This window comes from Winogradskyella sp. PE311, from assembly GCF_046545555.1.
Lineage (GTDB): Bacteria > Bacteroidota > Bacteroidia > Flavobacteriales > Flavobacteriaceae > Winogradskyella.
Genome location: NZ_JBHZTH010000001.1, coordinates 793508 through 809913, shown reverse-complemented (window position 1 = coordinate 809913; position 16406 = coordinate 793508). Strand labels below are relative to the sequence as shown.

The 16406-nt window shown below is 31.9% G+C and carries 19 protein-coding genes; 6 read left to right on the top strand and 13 right to left on the bottom strand.

What is annotated here, in order from left to right:
* Window positions 1-23: 23 nt before the first annotated feature.
* Window positions 24-1187: a sensor histidine kinase gene (locus ACFWU4_RS03510; RefSeq protein ID WP_411124916.1), complete on the top strand. Its 1164-nt coding sequence runs from the start codon at window positions 24-26 to the stop codon at window positions 1185-1187.
* 8 nt (window positions 1188-1195) lie between these two features.
* Entirely contained in the window at window positions 1196-1552 is a 357-nt protein-coding gene (locus ACFWU4_RS03505; RefSeq protein WP_411124914.1) for a hypothetical protein, read from the top strand.
* On the opposite strand, the gene ACFWU4_RS03500 is transcribed toward ACFWU4_RS03505, so the two are convergent.
* Both ACFWU4_RS03500 and greA read right to left on the bottom strand, forming a co-directional pair.
* Window positions 1549-1947 (bottom strand): HIT family protein, encoded by a 399-nt coding sequence (locus ACFWU4_RS03500; RefSeq protein ID WP_411124912.1) that lies wholly within the window; start codon window positions 1945-1947, stop codon window positions 1549-1551. The genes ACFWU4_RS03505 and ACFWU4_RS03500 overlap by 4 nt on opposite strands.
* 95 nt (window positions 1948-2042) lie before the next feature.
* The gene (gene greA / locus ACFWU4_RS03495) at window positions 2043-2516 is read right to left on the bottom strand and encodes a transcription elongation factor GreA (RefSeq protein ID WP_411124910.1); all 474 of its coding nucleotides are present in this window, start codon (window positions 2514-2516) and stop codon (window positions 2043-2045) included.
* Window positions 2517-2653: 137 nt separating this feature from the next.
* Between greA and ACFWU4_RS03490 the strand changes: the two genes are divergently transcribed.
* Window positions 2654-3091, top strand: coding sequence for a hypothetical protein (locus ACFWU4_RS03490; RefSeq protein WP_411124908.1), 438 nt, complete (start codon window positions 2654-2656; stop codon window positions 3089-3091).
* On the opposite strand, the gene ACFWU4_RS03485 is transcribed toward ACFWU4_RS03490, so the two are convergent.
* From ACFWU4_RS03485 to ACFWU4_RS03450, 8 genes are all read right to left on the bottom strand, one after another.
* Window positions 3088-5301 carry a TonB-dependent receptor gene (locus ACFWU4_RS03485; RefSeq protein WP_411124906.1) on the bottom strand — a complete coding sequence of 738 codons (2214 nt, stop codon included), beginning with the start codon at window positions 5299-5301 and terminating at the stop codon, window positions 3088-3090. The two genes, ACFWU4_RS03490 and ACFWU4_RS03485, sit on opposite strands and share 4 nt — an antisense overlap.
* A 345-nt stretch (window positions 5302-5646) precedes the next feature.
* A complete protein-coding gene (arfB, locus tag ACFWU4_RS03480; RefSeq protein ID WP_411124904.1) occupies window positions 5647-6051 on the bottom strand; it encodes an alternative ribosome rescue aminoacyl-tRNA hydrolase ArfB in 405 nt (134 codons plus the stop codon).
* Window positions 6052-6053: 2 nt separating this feature from the next.
* Window positions 6054-7610: a DUF4301 family protein gene (locus ACFWU4_RS03475; protein WP_411124903.1), complete on the bottom strand. Its 1557-nt coding sequence runs from the start codon at window positions 7608-7610 to the stop codon at window positions 6054-6056.
* Between the two features lie 2 nt (window positions 7611-7612).
* Window positions 7613-8173 (bottom strand): AAA family ATPase, encoded by a 561-nt coding sequence (locus tag ACFWU4_RS03470; RefSeq protein ID WP_411124901.1) that lies wholly within the window; start codon window positions 8171-8173, stop codon window positions 7613-7615.
* Window positions 8134-8766: a nicotinamide riboside transporter PnuC gene (gene pnuC / locus ACFWU4_RS03465; protein ID WP_411124899.1), complete on the bottom strand. Its 633-nt coding sequence runs from the start codon at window positions 8764-8766 to the stop codon at window positions 8134-8136. Before pnuC ends, ACFWU4_RS03470 begins: the two co-directional genes overlap by 40 nt.
* Window positions 8750-9010, bottom strand: a complete 261-nt coding sequence (locus ACFWU4_RS03460; RefSeq protein WP_411124897.1) for a hypothetical protein — start codon at window positions 9008-9010, stop codon at window positions 8750-8752. The genes pnuC and ACFWU4_RS03460 overlap by 17 nt, the downstream gene beginning before the upstream one ends.
* A 1-nt stretch (window position 9011) precedes the next feature.
* Window positions 9012-9737, bottom strand: coding sequence for a geranylgeranylglyceryl/heptaprenylglyceryl phosphate synthase (locus ACFWU4_RS03455; protein WP_411124895.1), 726 nt, complete (start codon window positions 9735-9737; stop codon window positions 9012-9014).
* Entirely contained in the window at window positions 9737-10363 is a 627-nt protein-coding gene (locus ACFWU4_RS03450) for a 4'-phosphopantetheinyl transferase family protein (RefSeq protein WP_411124893.1), read from the bottom strand. Before ACFWU4_RS03450 ends, ACFWU4_RS03455 begins: the two co-directional genes overlap by 1 nt.
* 133 nt (window positions 10364-10496) lie before the next feature.
* Here ACFWU4_RS03450 and ahcY point away from each other — a divergent pair, with 133 nt between their 5' ends.
* Both ahcY and ACFWU4_RS03440 read left to right on the top strand, forming a co-directional pair.
* On the top strand, window positions 10497-11813 hold the full coding sequence (gene ahcY / locus ACFWU4_RS03445; RefSeq protein WP_411124891.1) for an adenosylhomocysteinase: 1317 nt from the start codon (window positions 10497-10499) through the stop codon (window positions 11811-11813).
* 189 nt (window positions 11814-12002) lie between these two features.
* Window positions 12003-12476, top strand: coding sequence for a DUF1569 domain-containing protein (locus ACFWU4_RS03440; RefSeq protein ID WP_411124889.1), 474 nt, complete (start codon window positions 12003-12005; stop codon window positions 12474-12476).
* Here ACFWU4_RS03440 and ACFWU4_RS03435 read toward each other — a convergent pair.
* The 3 genes from ACFWU4_RS03435 to ACFWU4_RS03425 all read right to left on the bottom strand — a co-directional run bounded on the left by ACFWU4_RS03435 (window position 12473) and on the right by ACFWU4_RS03425 (window position 15260).
* Window positions 12473-13243, bottom strand: coding sequence for a hypothetical protein (locus tag ACFWU4_RS03435; protein WP_411124887.1), 771 nt, complete (start codon window positions 13241-13243; stop codon window positions 12473-12475). The two genes, ACFWU4_RS03440 and ACFWU4_RS03435, sit on opposite strands and share 4 nt — an antisense overlap.
* A gap of 90 nt (window positions 13244-13333) precedes the next feature.
* Complete coding sequence (locus ACFWU4_RS03430) at window positions 13334-14005, bottom strand: response regulator transcription factor (RefSeq protein ID WP_411124885.1); 672 nt, start codon at window positions 14003-14005, stop codon at window positions 13334-13336.
* The gene (locus ACFWU4_RS03425; protein WP_411124883.1) at window positions 13998-15260 is read right to left on the bottom strand and encodes a sensor histidine kinase; all 1263 of its coding nucleotides are present in this window, start codon (window positions 15258-15260) and stop codon (window positions 13998-14000) included. Before ACFWU4_RS03425 ends, ACFWU4_RS03430 begins: the two co-directional genes overlap by 8 nt.
* A gap of 157 nt (window positions 15261-15417) precedes the next feature.
* Between ACFWU4_RS03425 and ACFWU4_RS03420 the strand changes: the two genes are divergently transcribed.
* Entirely contained in the window at window positions 15418-16398 is a 981-nt protein-coding gene (locus ACFWU4_RS03420) for a hypothetical protein (protein ID WP_411124881.1), read from the top strand.
* The last annotated feature ends 8 nt before the right edge of the window (window positions 16399-16406 follow it).

The following is a 16406-nucleotide window of genomic DNA, read 5'->3' as shown; positions in this document are numbered from 1 at the left end:
AAAAAAGAATTTACACTAACCTAATGCCATTGAGATTTAACCGAAATGTAATCCGCTGGATTATTATTATATCATCATTCATTATTATTTCATTAATACTTTGGAACACTTATTCTTTTTTTCAAAAGTTTAAAGCAGAGGAACGCATAAAAATTAAAACTTGGTCTGTAGCCCAAATAGATTTGCTGAAGAATATTGATGACTTATCCAAAGACGTCAACGAAGTTACTTCGCATGTTTTAACAGAAACGACTACGAGTACTCCAATGCTAGTTATTGATAATGATGGTGAAGTAAATAACTCATTAAATATTGATGAAGACAAACTTTTAGACTCCATACAAACACGTAAGTTAATACAAAGATTCTCTAATGAAAATCAACCCATAAAAGTAAAAGTAGGGTCTGAGGTCATTCAAACTATTTATTATGGTAATTCTCCATTACTCAATAAACTTAAATATTATCCATTAGCTTTATTGCTAATAATTCTTCTGTTTGGTGCAGTGGTATTTTTCTTTTACCGCAGTTCTAGAAATGCGGCGCAAAACAAACTGTGGACAGGTATGGCGAAGGAAACAGCTCACCAAATAGGTACACCTTTGTCTTCTTTAGTTGGTTGGGCTGAAATCTTAAAAACGGAGCATATAAACCCAGAATATATAGTAGAAATTGAAAAGGACATTGATCGCCTACAAACTATAACAGAGCGCTTTAGTAAAATTGGTTCTGCACCTACATTAAAAACTACCGATATTGTAGAAGCTACTAAATCATCTTATGATTATTTAAAAGCCCGTTCTTCTAAGCTTATTAATTTTGAAAGCCATATTCCACATAGCAAAATTGAAGTTAACCTTAATGAACAACTTTTTAGTTGGACCATAGAAAATTTAGTTAAAAATGCCATTGATGCGATGAAAGGAAAGGGAGATTTAAAATTAGAATTGTCTCAAAATGAGAAATATGTTTTAATACAAATATCCGATACTGGCAAAGGTATTTCTAAACATCAATTCACTAAAATTTTTGAACCAGGTTATACTACCAAAAAGCGCGGTTGGGGCCTTGGCCTATCTTTAGCTAAACGTATTGTTGAAGATTATCATAATGGAAAGATTAAAGTTCTAAATTCTGAAATTGGAAAGGGTACTACAATTCAAATAAGTTTAAAATTATTATCTTAATCTCTGTTATGGGAAATAGTAAATTTTTCACATTAAAAGAGGCAAGACTAAGTAATAACTGTCCTGAATGTTACTCAAATGAAGGATTAGAAATTACTTTTAAACAAAAATTTATTGAAAACACCTTTTATAAAGCAATTATAAATGAAACTTGTCTTGCAATGCATTGTTACAATTGTAATACTTCTATTTTCCCTGTACAATGGACTGATGATATAGAAAGAGTTGTAGCTTATCAGCAAAGAGCAATAAAACCTAAACCAAAGTCTTTGAAGTTAAAACCATTGACCTGGATTTTTATAGCCATAGCTACAGCAATAGTTGCTATTATAATATTAATTGGCTTGGGTGTAATTTCTTTCTAGGTAATATTTAAAAAAGAGCCTATTTTACTTGCAATAGCCTCAAACTCTTCTGGTTTTAATTTCTCCTTATGAGTAAAACGAGCGTTTTCCATGGTATGTAAAGGAATTAAATGCACATGCGCGTGTGGTACTTCTAATCCAATGACCGATATACCCACACGCTCGCAAGACACCGCCTTTTCCAAAGCAATAGCAACATGTCTAGAAAACTGCATTAATGCAGTGTACGTTGACTCGTCTAAATCAAAAATTTTATCCACTTCTTTTTTAGGAATACACAAAGTATGACCCTTTGAATTAGGGTTAATATCTAAAAAAGCATAAAAGTCTTTAGTCTCTGCTACCTTATAAGATGGAATTTCGCCATTAACGATTTTTGTGAAAAGTGTAGCCATAATTTGAAGGATATCTTATAAAGATAAAAAGAATCCTTGGAAAAGGAATCCTTAATTATTATAATACTAGAGTTGTGCACTATTACAGTACTTATTTATCTCGAAATCTCTAAAATATCAAATTTCATAGTACCACTTGGGACCTGTATTTCTGCTGTATCACCAACAGATTTACCTAATAAACCTTTACCAATTGGTGAATTTATAGAAATTTTACCCGAAGCTAAGTCAGCTTCTGTTTCGGCAACTAGAGTATAAGTCATCTCCATACCATTAGTTTGATTTTTTATCTTAACTATAGACAATGCTAATACCTTAGATGTATCTAATTGAGATTCATCAATAACACGCGCTCCAGATAAGGCTTCTTCCATTTTAGAAATTTTCATTTCTAACATACCTTGTGCTTCTTTGGCTGCATCATATTCTGCATTTTCACTTAAATCCCCTTTATCTCTAGCTTCAGCTATCGCCTGAGAAGCCTTAGGTCGCTCTATGTCTTTTAATTGCGCCAGTTCAGCTCTTAATTTTTTTAATCCTTCTGCTGTATAATAAGATACTTTACTCATAATTAATACGTTTAATAAAATATGCTAAATCATGTTCAGCACAAAAAAAATCTCGCGCCAACGAGATTACAATACAAATATATAAAATAATTACGGTATAGCTGAAATAATTGTAAATTGGTCATTAAAAATTCCTAATGAAAAAAGTGATAATACTACTATCGTTTTTACTAATAACCTGCAGTAGCGACGATAATAATAGATCTAGTTGTAATTTCTTATTTGATGCCGGAGTTAACCTCACCGTAAATACTAATTTACCCCAATTCAATCAATTACAATTTCCAGGAAATGGCGTTTACGTTTCTGGACAGGGAAATAATGGAATCTGGCTATGGAGATTAAACTCATCTATCCTCTATGCATGGGATGCAGCTGATCCTAGTCATCAACCTGCAGCTTGCTCCACATTAGAAGATTCGGGCAGTGGAGATATTGTAACTTGTGGCTGTGACGATGGTAACCAATATAGTCTAGCAACAGGCCAAGGGTTTGACGGAAATACACAACCCTGCACATTGCGTCTGTACAGGGTTGATGATATTGGAAATAATACGTTTTTAGTAACTAACTAAAAATTTAAAGTTAGTCCTAAAAGAAAATTGGTAGTAGCCTGTGGGTAAAATCCAGAGAAAAAACCTGTTGTAGTGCCAGATGGACTGCTTGGGTCTGCAAAATCAAAAGATCCAAAATAACCATTAGACACATATTCCACATTAAATATGTTATTAACTAAACCAGAAATTACGACAGATTTAAAAACACTATTTGTTTCAATAGTATAAGTTACGTTAAAATCATTTGTAAAAAAGCTGTCTAGTTTAGAATCTGGATTCTCCGTATTTCCCATAAACTGTTCACCTACATACTTACTTAATAAAGACATTTGAAGATTATCAATTGGCTGAAATACAATGGCATTTGCAGCCACTATATCTGGTGAAAAAGAAATATCTGTCTTGCCCAAGTTCTCTAACACACCATTTAATGATACAATAGTTTCTTTATTTTTATTTGAACTAATTGCCATATTTGGTTGCAATGTTAATTTTGACGTTACAGGAATAATCGCTTCTAACTCCAAACCTAATCGATAGCTGTCACCACTATTGGTTCGTATTGGGTTACCAACGTCATCTAATCGACCGGATAGCACTAATTGCTGATTATATAGCATATAATAGGCATTTGCATTGAAGCTAAAGTTTCCTTTTTTGTGTCTCCAACCTAATTCAAAATCATTTAATTGCTCTGCTTCAATATTAGGGTTGCTTTCAAAATCTGTTCTGTTAGGCTCTCTATTAGCTCTTGCATAAGAAAAGTAAAGGCTATTTGCTAAATTTAAATCGTATGTAATACCAGCTTTAGGATTGAAAAACGTAAACTCTTTATCTACTTCAAAATCTACCAAATCAGAAGTGTTTCCGAAGGTTTTATAGGTTACATTTCTAACTTGTAAATCTCCATATAAACTTACTTTATCATTTAACTTATAATTGGCCTTAGAAAACACGGATAAGTCGTTCTTTAAACTATTACCATCATAATAACGATCTCTAATGTCGCTCTGACTAGCAAATTCTGCCCAAATCACTTCACCAAAATGATCTCCATCATAGTGGCTCAATGAGCCTCCAAAAATCATGTCTAAACCATTATTTTTGTAATTGGCACTTACATTAATAACATAAAAATTATTATCTAACCAACGACGACGAATTAAATCGGTTGTATTTACGGTTTCTCCATTTACATTGAGTTCTTCAAATCCATAAGTTGAAAAATCATCATCTTCTCTAAACTGCTCAAAATAACCACGTCCATAAGTATAGTTTAAACCTACTGTTGTAGACCAATTGTTATTATAACGCTGGTTCCAATGCAATTGGTAATGATCTTGACTATAATTATCTACTTCATTATCGTAAAATTGAGTGTTGCCATCATCGTCTGTATAGATACCTGCAAAATTAAATGTTCTATCATTTGATAATGTTTCGCCATCTATACCATACCAAGATTGATATGTAATATTATTACCACCAAAAGAAATGGCTTTTATTAATGTATTATCATCTACATAAGATCCTTGTAAAAAGTACGATTTTAAGTCTGCTGATGCACGATCGATATAACCATCTGAAGAAATATTAGATAAACGACCCGCAATTTCAAAATGGTCGTTCATTAATCCTGTACTAAATTTTACGGTATGTTTTCTAGTATTAAAACTCCCAATAGAATTAGAAATTTCGCCTGCGGCTTCTCTAGAAATAGCATCCGTTAATACATTAATACTTGCACCAAAAGCACCAGAACCGTTTGTAGACGTACCAACACCACGCTGTAATTGCAAACTTTCTACAGACGATGCAAAATCTCCTAAATTCACCCAAAACGTACCTAAAGACTCAGCATCATTGTAAGGAATACCGTTGATAGTGACATTGGTAGATTGTGGACTAATACCTCTTACTCTAATGCCTGTATAACCAACACCTGCACCTGCATCTGTAGTGGTTACAACTGATGGTAAAAAGTTTAATAAAACAGGAATGTCTTGTCCTAGATTGCGTTTTGCTATTTCTTTTTTTGACACGTTACTGTGCGTAATTGGAGATTTAGCATCCACTCGAACAGACTTAACTAGGACTTCGTCTAATTTTTCTGTTTTAGTGGTGTCTCGTTGTTTTTCTTGAGCATAAATTGCTCCGCATAAAAGAAATAAAATGAATGATAGCTTCTGCCTACTTAGATTTTGCAGATTGTTGAATAAAATTTTCATACGACTATAGTTTATAATCGAATAAAAAGAGGTCATTATTCTTTATTAATAATTAATTATTTGAACGTTAAACTTATACAATAATGAAATGTTGTTTCTATTTCATGTCATAGCAAAAATGATTAAAATATCATTTGAACTTAGAAGTAAAAAACTAACATTGATAACCTTATTGCACTCGTTAAAAATGTCCACAGGACATTTTCTTTACGCTCGCTTCCTAAACAGCATTACCTGTTCTAGGTTCAATGGGTATGATCTCAGCCGATAATAGGCACCCCTTTTTTGAGAACGCTGCAAATATAATCCACAATTAAATAATGGCAAATGATTATCGTTTAATTTTTAATCAATCTTTGGAGGTTTCCTATTTGCTTTCTTTTCGGAAGTTTTACGCTTATTATTAAGGCGTTTTCGTTTTACAGATCTCGGAATCTTTGTTGATTTTCTTTCTTTTTCTTCCTTTAACGCCTCTTCTATCAATTCAAAAAAACGCTGTGTTACTATAGCTTTGTTTCTAAATTGACTTCTACTTTCCCCACAGGTTAAAATTAAGACTCCTGCTTTGTTTATTCTATGACTAAAATACTCAGCAAGTCTTAACTTTTCTTCATCATTAAAAACTTCAGATTTTTGAAAATTAAAATATAACTCTGCCTTAGAAGATACTTTATTTACATGCTGACCACCACTCCCTGAGCTTCTAACATATTTATAGCTCAGTTCAGATTTAAGCAATTCCCTGTCCACAATTATTTTATTTGATGCGGTGCTTTAAGCAAATCATTTACTGTTTTCACTGGATTGAAGGTAATGATTGGAACTTCTACAAAAATAGTATTCCAAAAGGCCATACTTCCATTCCATAAACCTGGTAATTCTAGCGCTTTTAGATCTTTACCCGCTTTTGTCTTCATTGTAATAAAAGCTGCATTATTATCTACATAATTATCTAAATCAAACTTTTCACCTTTATAGTTTTTAACACCGCAGACTAAATCTACAGGGTTAAAATGAGTGGCATTTTGTAAAATGCTATTTTGTTTTGTGTTTTTAAGATCTATTTGTGCAGACTCAACAATTTGTAATGCATAATTCCCGTATTGATCTCTTACCCAAAAAGGCCCTCCACCAGGTTCTCCTTCATTCTTTACCATACCACAAATACGAATCGGGCGATTTAATTTTTCCCGTAAGTATTCAATTTTATATTGGTCTTGGTACTTTTTGTATTCTCTAGAAATTCTAATACTCATCTCCTGCTCTAAAAATGTCTCTATGGTATTAAATTCACTCTCTGAAACTGCATCTTTATCTAGAGTATGCAAAAACTCAAACGCTTTTTCTTGAAGCTTTATAAGAATACCTGCCAGAACCTTTTTATATTTTGCTACCTCGCCTTTATATTGTTTTACAACTACATTATCGATGTTTTTTATAAAAATGATATCTGCATTTATAGTATCTAAATTTTTCAATAATGCACCATGACCTGAAGGTCTAAATAGAATAGAACCATCATCTTCTCTAAAAGGTTCATTATCTAAGGTTACTGCAATTGTATCTGTTGATTCTTGTTGGTATGAAAATGAAATATCAAAGGACACTCCAGTATGTTGTTCAACGTATTCTTCTATCCTCTTAAACTCGCCATCAAACTTATCCTTATGTCGTTCTGAAATTGTGAAGTGAAGTTTCGCAATATTACCAGATGATGCATAAAGAGCAGCTTCATACAAATGTTCTTCAAATGCAGTAGAAATATGTTCTGTTTTGTATTTATGAAATGGTAATAAACCCTTAGGCTGATTTCCAAAATTCAATTGATTTTCGGTTAACATGGTATGCACAAAATGCCATATTTTTTCACCTAGAGACAAATCATTATAACTTATACCAGAATTATTAAGGTGTTCTAATATTCGATCATAAAAAGGGAGTTTTTCAATACCTACCAAAAGCAATGACATCTCCTTTAAATTATTCTTATTTATAAACGAATTTATAGATTGATCTTTAGGATTGTACTCTCCCAAAAATTTAAATAAAAACTTAAACATTCGGGTTGCAGCACCAGAAGCTGGCACAAATTTTACGAGGTTTAAATTACCTTGATTAGCTTCAAATCTAGCAGTCTCATCAGCAATTATCGATTCGTCTAAAGCCAAAATACCGTTACCTATAGTTGCAGCTTCTGCTATATTGGTAAATGGAATACCATTTTCAAAAAGTTCTATTTGAGCTTTAACATGGGTTTCTGATATACCTTTGGTTTCAATCTGTTGTAGGTCAGTTTGGGAAAATTTCATGATTATTTTAATAATTTATCTATATACTTAATAGCGGTTTTTAAGCGCTTTTCTTTGTTACCTTCTAATAAGACATATGGTCTTTTATATGTCTTTAATGTATCTTCAAAAGCTTTAAACATTTGTGCTCTTTCATTAGGCTTATCCCTAAGATCATCTGCTTGCCAAGGTACATCAATATTAGTTAAAAAATAAAGGTCGTAATAATTTTCTAGAGCATGTGTTTCTAAAATCGGGTCACATGTATTTAAATAATATGCTTCGCTATATACCTTTGTTTCAAGTAAATCCGTATCACAAATTAAAAGACTATCCGTTTTTTTTGCCAAATCGTTCTCTAATTTCATCTGTCCAATTGCAATAGGTAATAAGTCTTTTGGTTCACAGATTTTTTGTTCGCTATCCCATTTTGCTTGCAGATATTGTCGAGCATATTCTGGCACCCAAAACGTGTTGTAATGTTTAGCTAACTGACGAGAAAGTGTAGTTTTACCCGTAGATTCTGGTCCAAATAAAACTATTTTTATACAGTTACTGGGTTGTTGTTTAAGTGCTTTTTCCATGCTAAATAACCAAAAATGGCAATGAAAGTAAATCCTAGATATTGAAAACTAGTGAATGTAAATCCTTTATACAAATATAAAGGTACAGATATGACATCACCAATAATCCAAAAAATCCAGTTTTCAATTTTTCGTCTTGCCATTAGCCACATTCCAACAAAAAATATACCAGTTGTTAACGTATCTGCATAAGCAACCCAACTTGTCCATTTATCGAACGTCTTATAAACAATAAAGACAAAAATTAGTGTTACGAAAAATATAATGACACTGATTTTTTTCTCTCTTGAGTTCGATACTGAAATAGGCGTTACATGAGTTTCGTCAACTTTACGTGTCCATATATACCAACCATAAACACTCATTACAAAATAATATCCATTAATCATCATATCACCAAGTAACTCCCACTTAAATAATAAGTACACAAAAATTATGGTACTTAACATACCTGTAGGGAAAACCCAAATCTTATTTTGTTTGGAAAACCAAACTGATAAGAATCCAAATACAACTGCAACAATTTCTAAAATAATATCTACAGTTTGATATTCTGAATATTGCCCAAAAAGAAAATCAAAAATGTGGTTCATAATCGCTACGATCTGTTTTTACAATTTTCATTTGCAATACTGAAATATTAACCTCAGCAAATGAACGTTTTATTTCTTGAGTTAAAAATGGCATTAAAATGTCATATTCTCCGTAAATCTGTGTACTTAACGGGTTTTCTAATACTGTAAATTCTGAAGCCCTTAAATGTTTAATAAAATTAATGACGTGTTTTTCATAGTCATCTTGTAGTGGCGATAAAGTTAAATCTACTGATATATTCATATTACTTTTTTATTTCATTAAAGAAGTCTTCATCTTCTTCAAAAGCAGTTCCAATGACAACCATATCCGCTCCTGCTTCATAGGCATTCTTTAATTCAGTTTTACTTTTAATTCCACCTCCAACAATCAAAGGAATTTTAAGCGTTTCTTTTACTTGTAAAATAATTTCTCGATTAATAGGATGAGTTGCGCCGCTGCCAGCTTCGAGATAAATGAGTTGCATACCTAATAATTCTCCTGCTTTGGCTGTATCTATTATAGTCTGAATATGATTTCTTTTTAGTGGTTTGGTTTTACTCACACGTTCTACAGACGTCTGTTTCCCATTCTCAATAAGCAAATAGCCTGTTGGGATGACTTGAAGCTTTGTTTGCTTTAGTCTTGAAACCGCCTCGACATGTTTCCCAATTAAATAGTCGGCATTTCTACCAGATATTAAAGATAAAAACAAAATACCATCTGCTTTATCTGTAATCTGAATAACATCACCCGGAAATAAAACCACAGGTAAATTTGTGTATGTTTTAATTTCAGAAACTAATACCTCAGTAATTCCTTGGTCTACTTCACTTCCACCAACAAAAATATGCGTTGCAATTGATTGATTAACTTTAGAAATAAAATTAGAAACCGATTTAAGTTTCATCTTATCTGGATCGATTAAGACTGCTAATAATTTTTCTTCTTTTACTGAAGCCTCAACGATATTTTGATAAATACTTCCCATTACGGAATCACATAAGCACAAGTAAAACCTTCAAACGCTAAAAACGCTGTATTATACCTGTATTTTTTATCTTCATAATCTATCCAAGCTACTGTTTGCTTATCTTCTAACATAAAAGGAATAACTAAAAAATGGTCTTTAAATAACATACCTGGCGTTGCAAACAACTTGTAAAGAGATTCTTTAATTCCCCAGATTACCGTTAACTTTTGCACATAATCATCAGCATTTTCATCTAAATAGTTAAACTCATAGTCCACAAATTTCTTGGCTATAATTGCAATCTTATGACGTTGTTTTTCTATATCAATGCCAACTTCTTTATCACTTATTATAACGCCCGAAAATGTAAATGAATGTGTTATTGAAATATGCCTACCGTCTTTAAGGTGTGGTTTTCCGTTTACATCATAAAATAAATTCTGATCCGTATATCCAAACTCCCTTAATAGATGACGTACACTTAAAAACCCACGTTGATGCAACTCACTTTTCATACTTAAAACACGCTCTAGACTCTCTGATTTTAAGTCTAATGGCTGTAGCAAATCGTCGTAAGATTCTTCAATCTTCCAGATTTTAACAGTAGTTTGTGAGTTTACGCTAATGGATTTATACAGTGGCATTTAATATTCTGAATCCTATTGATTATCTTTGCATCGCCTTAGGCGAATTTGGCTTTTTTTGATATAGCGAATTTAGTTATTTAAGCCATAAACCCAAAGGGTCTCTAATTTTAAAAATAAGTTAAAAAATAAGATGAGTACAAAAACTATTGCTTACGTACCTAATAAGGTAAAAGATATGTCGCTAGCGGCTTGGGGAAGAAAAGAAATTAATTTAGCCGAAGCTGAGATGCCTGGTTTAATGAGTTTACGTGAAGAATATAAAAACGAGCAACCTTTAAAAGGTGCACGTATTGCTGGTTGTTTACACATGACGATTCAGACTGCGGTTTTAATAGAAACTTTACAAGCGCTTGGTGCTGAAGTAACTTGGAGTTCTTGTAACATATTTTCTACACAAGATCAAGCTGCAGCAGCAATTGCAGAAGCAGGAACAGCTGTTTATGCATGGAAAGATATGACAGAAGAAGAGTTTGATTGGTGTATTGAGCAAACTTTATTCTTTGGTGAAGATCGTAAACCATTAAATATGATTTTAGATGATGGTGGAGATTTAACAAATATGGTCTTAGATAGGTACCCAGAATTAGCTGATGGAATAAATGGTTTATCTGAAGAAACAACTACAGGAGTTCACAGACTTTATGAGCGTGTTAAAAATGGTACATTAACTATGCCTGCCATTAATGTAAACGACTCTGTAACAAAATCTAAGTTCGATAATAAATACGGTTGTAAAGAATCTGCCGTAGATGCGATTCGTCGCGCAACAGACACGATGTTAGCTGGCAAACGTGTAACCGTTTGTGGCTATGGAGATGTTGGTAAAGGTACTGCTGCTTCTTTTAAAGGTGCTGGTTCTATTGTAACGGTTACTGAAATCGATCCTATTTGTGCTTTACAAGCTGCAATGGATGGTTTTGAGGTAAAGAAATTAGAAACTGTTGTTGCAAATTCTGATATTATAATTACAACAACGGGTAATAAGGATATAGTGCGTGCCGAGCATTTCGAAGCTATGAAGGACAAAGTTATCGTAGCCAATATTGGTCACTTCGATAACGAAATACAAGTAGGTTGGTTAAATGAAAAACATGGCAATACTAAAGATACGATTAAGCCACAAGTAGATAAATACACCATTAACGGAAAAGATATTATCCTCTTAGCTGAAGGGCGTTTAGTAAATTTAGGATGTGCTACAGGTCACCCAAGTTTTGTAATGAGTAACTCATTTACAAATCAAACTTTGGCGCAAATAGAGCTTTGGAATAATGCTGATGCTTACGGCAATGAAGTGTATATGTTACCAAAACACTTAGATGAAAAAGTAGCTAAATTACACTTAGGTAGAATTGGTGTAGAGCTTACGGAATTAGCAGATTACCAAGCTGATTATATTGGTGTAAAAGTTGAAGGTCCATATAAACCGGAGCATTACAGATATTAATTAAAAATATCATTACGAGAAGCTTTTTAGCGAAGTAGCAATCTCTGTAATAAAAACTATATTTTGAAAATCCCAAGCATTAGTGTTTGGGATTTTTTATTTTTAAATCATTACCTTACTGATATGAAAAAGCGCATAATAATACTATTCATTCTCATATTGTCATTGTTCGTTTATTGTAAATTTAAAATGAACCAAGACAATCCCGAAGTATTAAATCCGTTATTAAAAAAAATAGAAAACACTATTCAGTATCGTGATCGTATTAATCCCGAGATATCCCAAGTTGATGTCGCTTGGCAACTAGATCACATTTTAAAAGTAATTAATGGTGTTACACAAACTTTAGAAAACTCAAATCCAGAAGATTATAAAAACTCAATAAACGCAATGCGTGTTTTATCTTTAACCACAAATTATATTCCCAGAGGAAAAGCACAATCACCAGATCGCGTAAAACCACCCGAAATAATTCTAACTGAAGATATTTATAAGCAATTAGAAGAAGCAAAAGTTAATATCTCTAAGCTCTCAAAACTTGATGAAAATTCAAATTTTGAGCATTTTGTTTTTGGACAAATGAATAAAGCACAAACCATTAGGTTTATTGAAGTACATACCAATCATCATCTTAAGATTATTGGCGATATTTTAAAAAATTAATTCCCAGTAACCAACAACCTCCTCGCACCTCCTATACCACACTTCTGATATTTATGATAAGCTTGTGCAGCACGTTCTCTGATTTGTACATCTGTTTCATCTAAAATCCAGCCATCAATTGCTGATTTTAAAGTATAAGCCTCTGGTGCCATTAGACCTGTTGTCCAAACTAAAGGCTTGACTTTAGTTTTTTCAAAATATGGTTTAAAATAGCTTTTGCTTAAACAGGCCAAAACAATAGCATCTCTATTCGTTTTATTAATTGGAGTAAAACTGCCTTCAACATTAAATTCCATTAATCCATCATGACCAACATAAGCTAATAACTGAGATTTTCCGCCAAAACTAAGTTCAGTAGAATTATAAGAAATTAAAACAGGGTTTCTTCCTGCTGTAGCTTCAACAAAACCTATGGTAGTTTGTTTTATATATTTCCCGTCATATGCATCAGCAAGCATATAGGTATTTGAACTTTTATGTTTAAATAGTAAGCGTTCTAAAATCTTTGGATTATCAGATTTTATGGTTTTAACCAAAGTCCAATCTTTACTATTCTTAAAATGTGTTTTTACCCCATACAAAGCTCCCCAATATAGATTGTTTTTTGAGTCTTGTCCATTGCCCAATTTACTTGGAACAGGGACTATACCTTGATTTTCATTATCGCATAAAGCCACAAAAACATGAATGGTTTTTAATTCCTCTTGTTCGTTGGAAAAACTTAGTAGCACTAAACCAAAGCATATACAAATTATGGCTTTTCTCATAGTAACTAAACGGCAAGTTGATAGGATTAGTGTATAAGCAACCTACAATACACTCAATATCCGTTAAAGATAATTATGCTACAAATAAAGTTACTCGAGTATAAATCCTTTACCATGAATATTTCTAATACTAACTTTACTAGCAGATAGATATTTTCGTAATCTAGAAATATATACATCCATAGAATTGCGGGAAAACTCATCTTGGTTTTCCCATAGGGTTTTTAAGATAGTATTTCGCTCAACAAGCTGATTAGGTTGCTGCATTAGCATACTTAGAAGTAAGCTCTCCCGTTCTGTTAATTGAATAATATCAGCGTCAACATTTAACTCTCGTTTAAAACTATTTAAGTTTATATTTTTAAAAATTAATTCCGCCTTATCTAAAGTTTGTGTTTTATTACGTGCTAAAATAGTCTCAATCTTCGCTAATAAAATTTCTTCGTCAATGGGTTTTGTAATGTATTCTTCAGCACCTAATTGGTAGCCTTTTAGCTGATCTATTTTTAAATCTCTCGCTGTTAAAAATATAAATGGAATAGTATTACCATCTGCCTTTATATGTTTTGCAATCTCGTAACCTGTAGATTGTTTCAAATTTATATCTAAGATTAATAAATTAAATTTTATAGAAGATTCTATAGCTAATAAGGCTTCTTTTGCTGTTTCTTTCCAAACTACATTATAGCCTTTTAGTTTTATATACTCAGTTAATACGTAACCAAAACTCTTATCATCTTCAACTAATAAAATATTAATCATCTGCTTTAGGGAAATTTAATTGCACACTTAAACCCTCGTTATTTTTAGACTCTAATTTCATTTCGCCATTATGTGCGTTCATTATTTTATGTACATAAGCCAGACCTAAGCCTTTAAATTTTTCAGCCACAAGTTCATTTTGTAAACCAACACCATTATCTCTTGTTTCAATAATTAGATGCTGGTCAATTCTAAAATATGAAATATGTAATTCTACAGCACTTTCATTATGCTTTATGGCATTTTCCCAAATATTAAATAACATGAGTTGCAAATGATTTTCATCTGCATAGATATTAAAATCTTTCTCCGATGGTAAAAAATTGATTCTTGTTTTATTTGTAATAAATACAGGTTTCATCTGCTTTAGCGACTTTTCAATAACATCCGTTATGCTTAGTAATTTTTTATCAATATGTAATCTGTCTGCATCAGATTTTACCCAATGTAATACTGTTTTTATATGATTTTCTAACCGGTTTGCTTCGGTTTGTATAATTGTTATGAGTTCACTTTTAGGTTCTGATTTTTTATTAGCCAGTAAATTTGCGCTAAGTTTTATAGAGGATAGTGGTGTTTGAAACTGATGCGATAAATGATTAACAAATTCATTTTTCTGCTTAATCAATTTAGACTGTTTATGATTAAGGTATAACAGCCAAATAAAGAGTGATGACAAACCAATTAAAAATAAAACAGGAATTGCATACAAAAACAACCCAGATTTTTTTGTCTTTGGCAATATGTGTAAATATTTAAGTTTAGATTTATCTAAACCCATAATGCTCAGCATTTGGGCTGGTGTATGATCTACTATATAACTCGAAGATTCAAAATTTTTTGCATCATAATCATTTATATCTGAAACTACACCAACGGATATAAGACAGGACGTACATACTTTTAATTGAGACGATTTTAGTGCTTCTGTGGTATCATTTTTTAGTTTAGGAAAAGTCTCTTTTAATCCATTAAAATAACTCCAACGTATAGTATAATTAAATACTTTAAAATTTTTAGTAATTACGGAATCTGTTACAAACTTTAACCGTTCGGTATCAGTTCTTAGTGTGGTATCTTTTTTTCCGATATTTCTTATTTCAATGGCGCTTTCCATTAAAACCGATTGCATTTCAGTTTTATCGAGCTCAACTTTTAATTTGTAATTGTCATTAAACTGTTCAATTTGCCAAATAACAAGACTTCCTAAAATTAGGAAGGATAATACCATGACTATAAGACTTGTCTTTTTCATATTAATCCTCTAATGTAAGAATTCTTTAGACACACTTTTAAGTTTTCAGTTTTCATTAAGTTTTTTAAGTTTTTGTTATAAAACCTTCATTTATAGTTCATTCAAATTAAGACAAGTCTAGTCTAAGTTTGTATCAGAACATATAAAACCTATTACAATGAAAAAATTAATCTTACTCATTTGTCTTATGACGGGACTAACTAGTTTGGCTCAAACTAATTATGTGAAAAATGCCGAATTATTAATTTCAGCTAAACGAGCAATAGAAAAAAATGAAACAGAAAATGCGTTGTTATTCTACAAAGAAGCTTTTAAACTTTCCGAAGACGTTGAGTTATCAGACTACTTCTATGCGGTTAAATGTGCTGCTAAACTAAACAATGAATCTACTTTAAAAACACTTTTAATAAAGGCTATTGAAGAAAAGAAAGCGTCTAAAGAAAGTCTTAAAAGCTTAACTAATGACTTGTTTTATCAAAAAATTTTAGATTCAATATTACCAAATTACGATGCGTATTTAAACAACTATTACAAAAATATTAAAGACCCTATTGTTTACCATCAACTACAAAAATTACTTCAACGCGACCAAGACATGCGTAAACTTAACGATTACTATTTAGGTGTAAATGAAAAGGAACAAGAAGCCGCTTTTGATGCCTACTTAAAAGCACAGGCCGAAAAAGATACAATTGCCCAAAAGAAGTATAGAGCAGTTTTATTTCCTGAAGTTATTGAAGCACATGATATCTACAAAACAAAAGTGATAACCTATACGGATAGTCTTAATGTTACAGAGCTTATAAAAATTACTAAAAAACATTGTTGGCAAAAAGAAGCATGGCTAATTTTATGGCATCAACGTGGTACTTATGGCGAAAAAAACTGGGTCTGGAATTATTTTAAACCTGTAATTGACAAAGAGATAAATGAAGGAAAACTAGCACCTTACTTCTGGGCTATATTTGACGATATTTCGTCTCTAATGAAAACAGGAGAAAGTATTTATGGCTATCATCCTGGTAAAGTAAATGCTGAAACTGTTAATAGGAATAGAAAACAAATAGGTTTACCCATTTTAACTGATAAAGAAATTACGCAACGAAATACAAGAAGAGACAAAGGACGCATCTTTTAATATATTGA

Coding starts and splice junctions, on each gene's coding strand:
- ACFWU4_RS03510 (WP_411124916.1), top strand. CDS start 24: ATGCCATTGAGATTTAACCGAAATGTAATCCGCTGGATTATTATTATA.
- ACFWU4_RS03505 (WP_411124914.1), top strand. CDS start 1,196: ATGGGAAATAGTAAATTTTTCACATTAAAAGAGGCAAGACTAAGTAAT.
- ACFWU4_RS03500 (WP_411124912.1), bottom strand. CDS start 1,947: ATGGCTACACTTTTCACAAAAATCGTTAATGGCGAAATTCCATCTTAT.
- greA (WP_411124910.1), bottom strand. CDS start 2,516: ATGAGTAAAGTATCTTATTATACAGCAGAAGGATTAAAAAAATTAAGA.
- ACFWU4_RS03490 (WP_411124908.1), top strand. CDS start 2,654: ATGAAAAAAGTGATAATACTACTATCGTTTTTACTAATAACCTGCAGT.
- ACFWU4_RS03485 (WP_411124906.1), bottom strand. CDS start 5,301: ATGAAAATTTTATTCAACAATCTGCAAAATCTAAGTAGGCAGAAGCTA.
- ACFWU4_RS03475 (WP_411124903.1), bottom strand. CDS start 7,610: ATGAAATTTTCCCAAACTGACCTACAACAGATTGAAACCAAAGGTATA.
- ACFWU4_RS03470 (WP_411124901.1), bottom strand. CDS start 8,173: ATGGAAAAAGCACTTAAACAACAACCCAGTAACTGTATAAAAATAGTT.
- pnuC (WP_411124899.1), bottom strand. CDS start 8,766: ATGAACCACATTTTTGATTTTCTTTTTGGGCAATATTCAGAATATCAA.
- ACFWU4_RS03460 (WP_411124897.1), bottom strand. CDS start 9,010: ATGAATATATCAGTAGATTTAACTTTATCGCCACTACAAGATGACTAT.
- ACFWU4_RS03455 (WP_411124895.1), bottom strand. CDS start 9,737: ATGGGAAGTATTTATCAAAATATCGTTGAGGCTTCAGTAAAAGAAGAA.
- ACFWU4_RS03450 (WP_411124893.1), bottom strand. CDS start 10,363: ATGCCACTGTATAAATCCATTAGCGTAAACTCACAAACTACTGTTAAA.
- ahcY (WP_411124891.1), top strand. CDS start 10,497: ATGAGTACAAAAACTATTGCTTACGTACCTAATAAGGTAAAAGATATG.
- ACFWU4_RS03440 (WP_411124889.1), top strand. CDS start 12,003: ATGAACCAAGACAATCCCGAAGTATTAAATCCGTTATTAAAAAAAATA.
- ACFWU4_RS03435 (WP_411124887.1), bottom strand. CDS start 13,243: ATGAGAAAAGCCATAATTTGTATATGCTTTGGTTTAGTGCTACTAAGT.
- ACFWU4_RS03430 (WP_411124885.1), bottom strand. CDS start 14,005: ATGATTAATATTTTATTAGTTGAAGATGATAAGAGTTTTGGTTACGTA.
- ACFWU4_RS03425 (WP_411124883.1), bottom strand. CDS start 15,260: ATGAAAAAGACAAGTCTTATAGTCATGGTATTATCCTTCCTAATTTTA.
- ACFWU4_RS03420 (WP_411124881.1), top strand. CDS start 15,418: ATGAAAAAATTAATCTTACTCATTTGTCTTATGACGGGACTAACTAGT.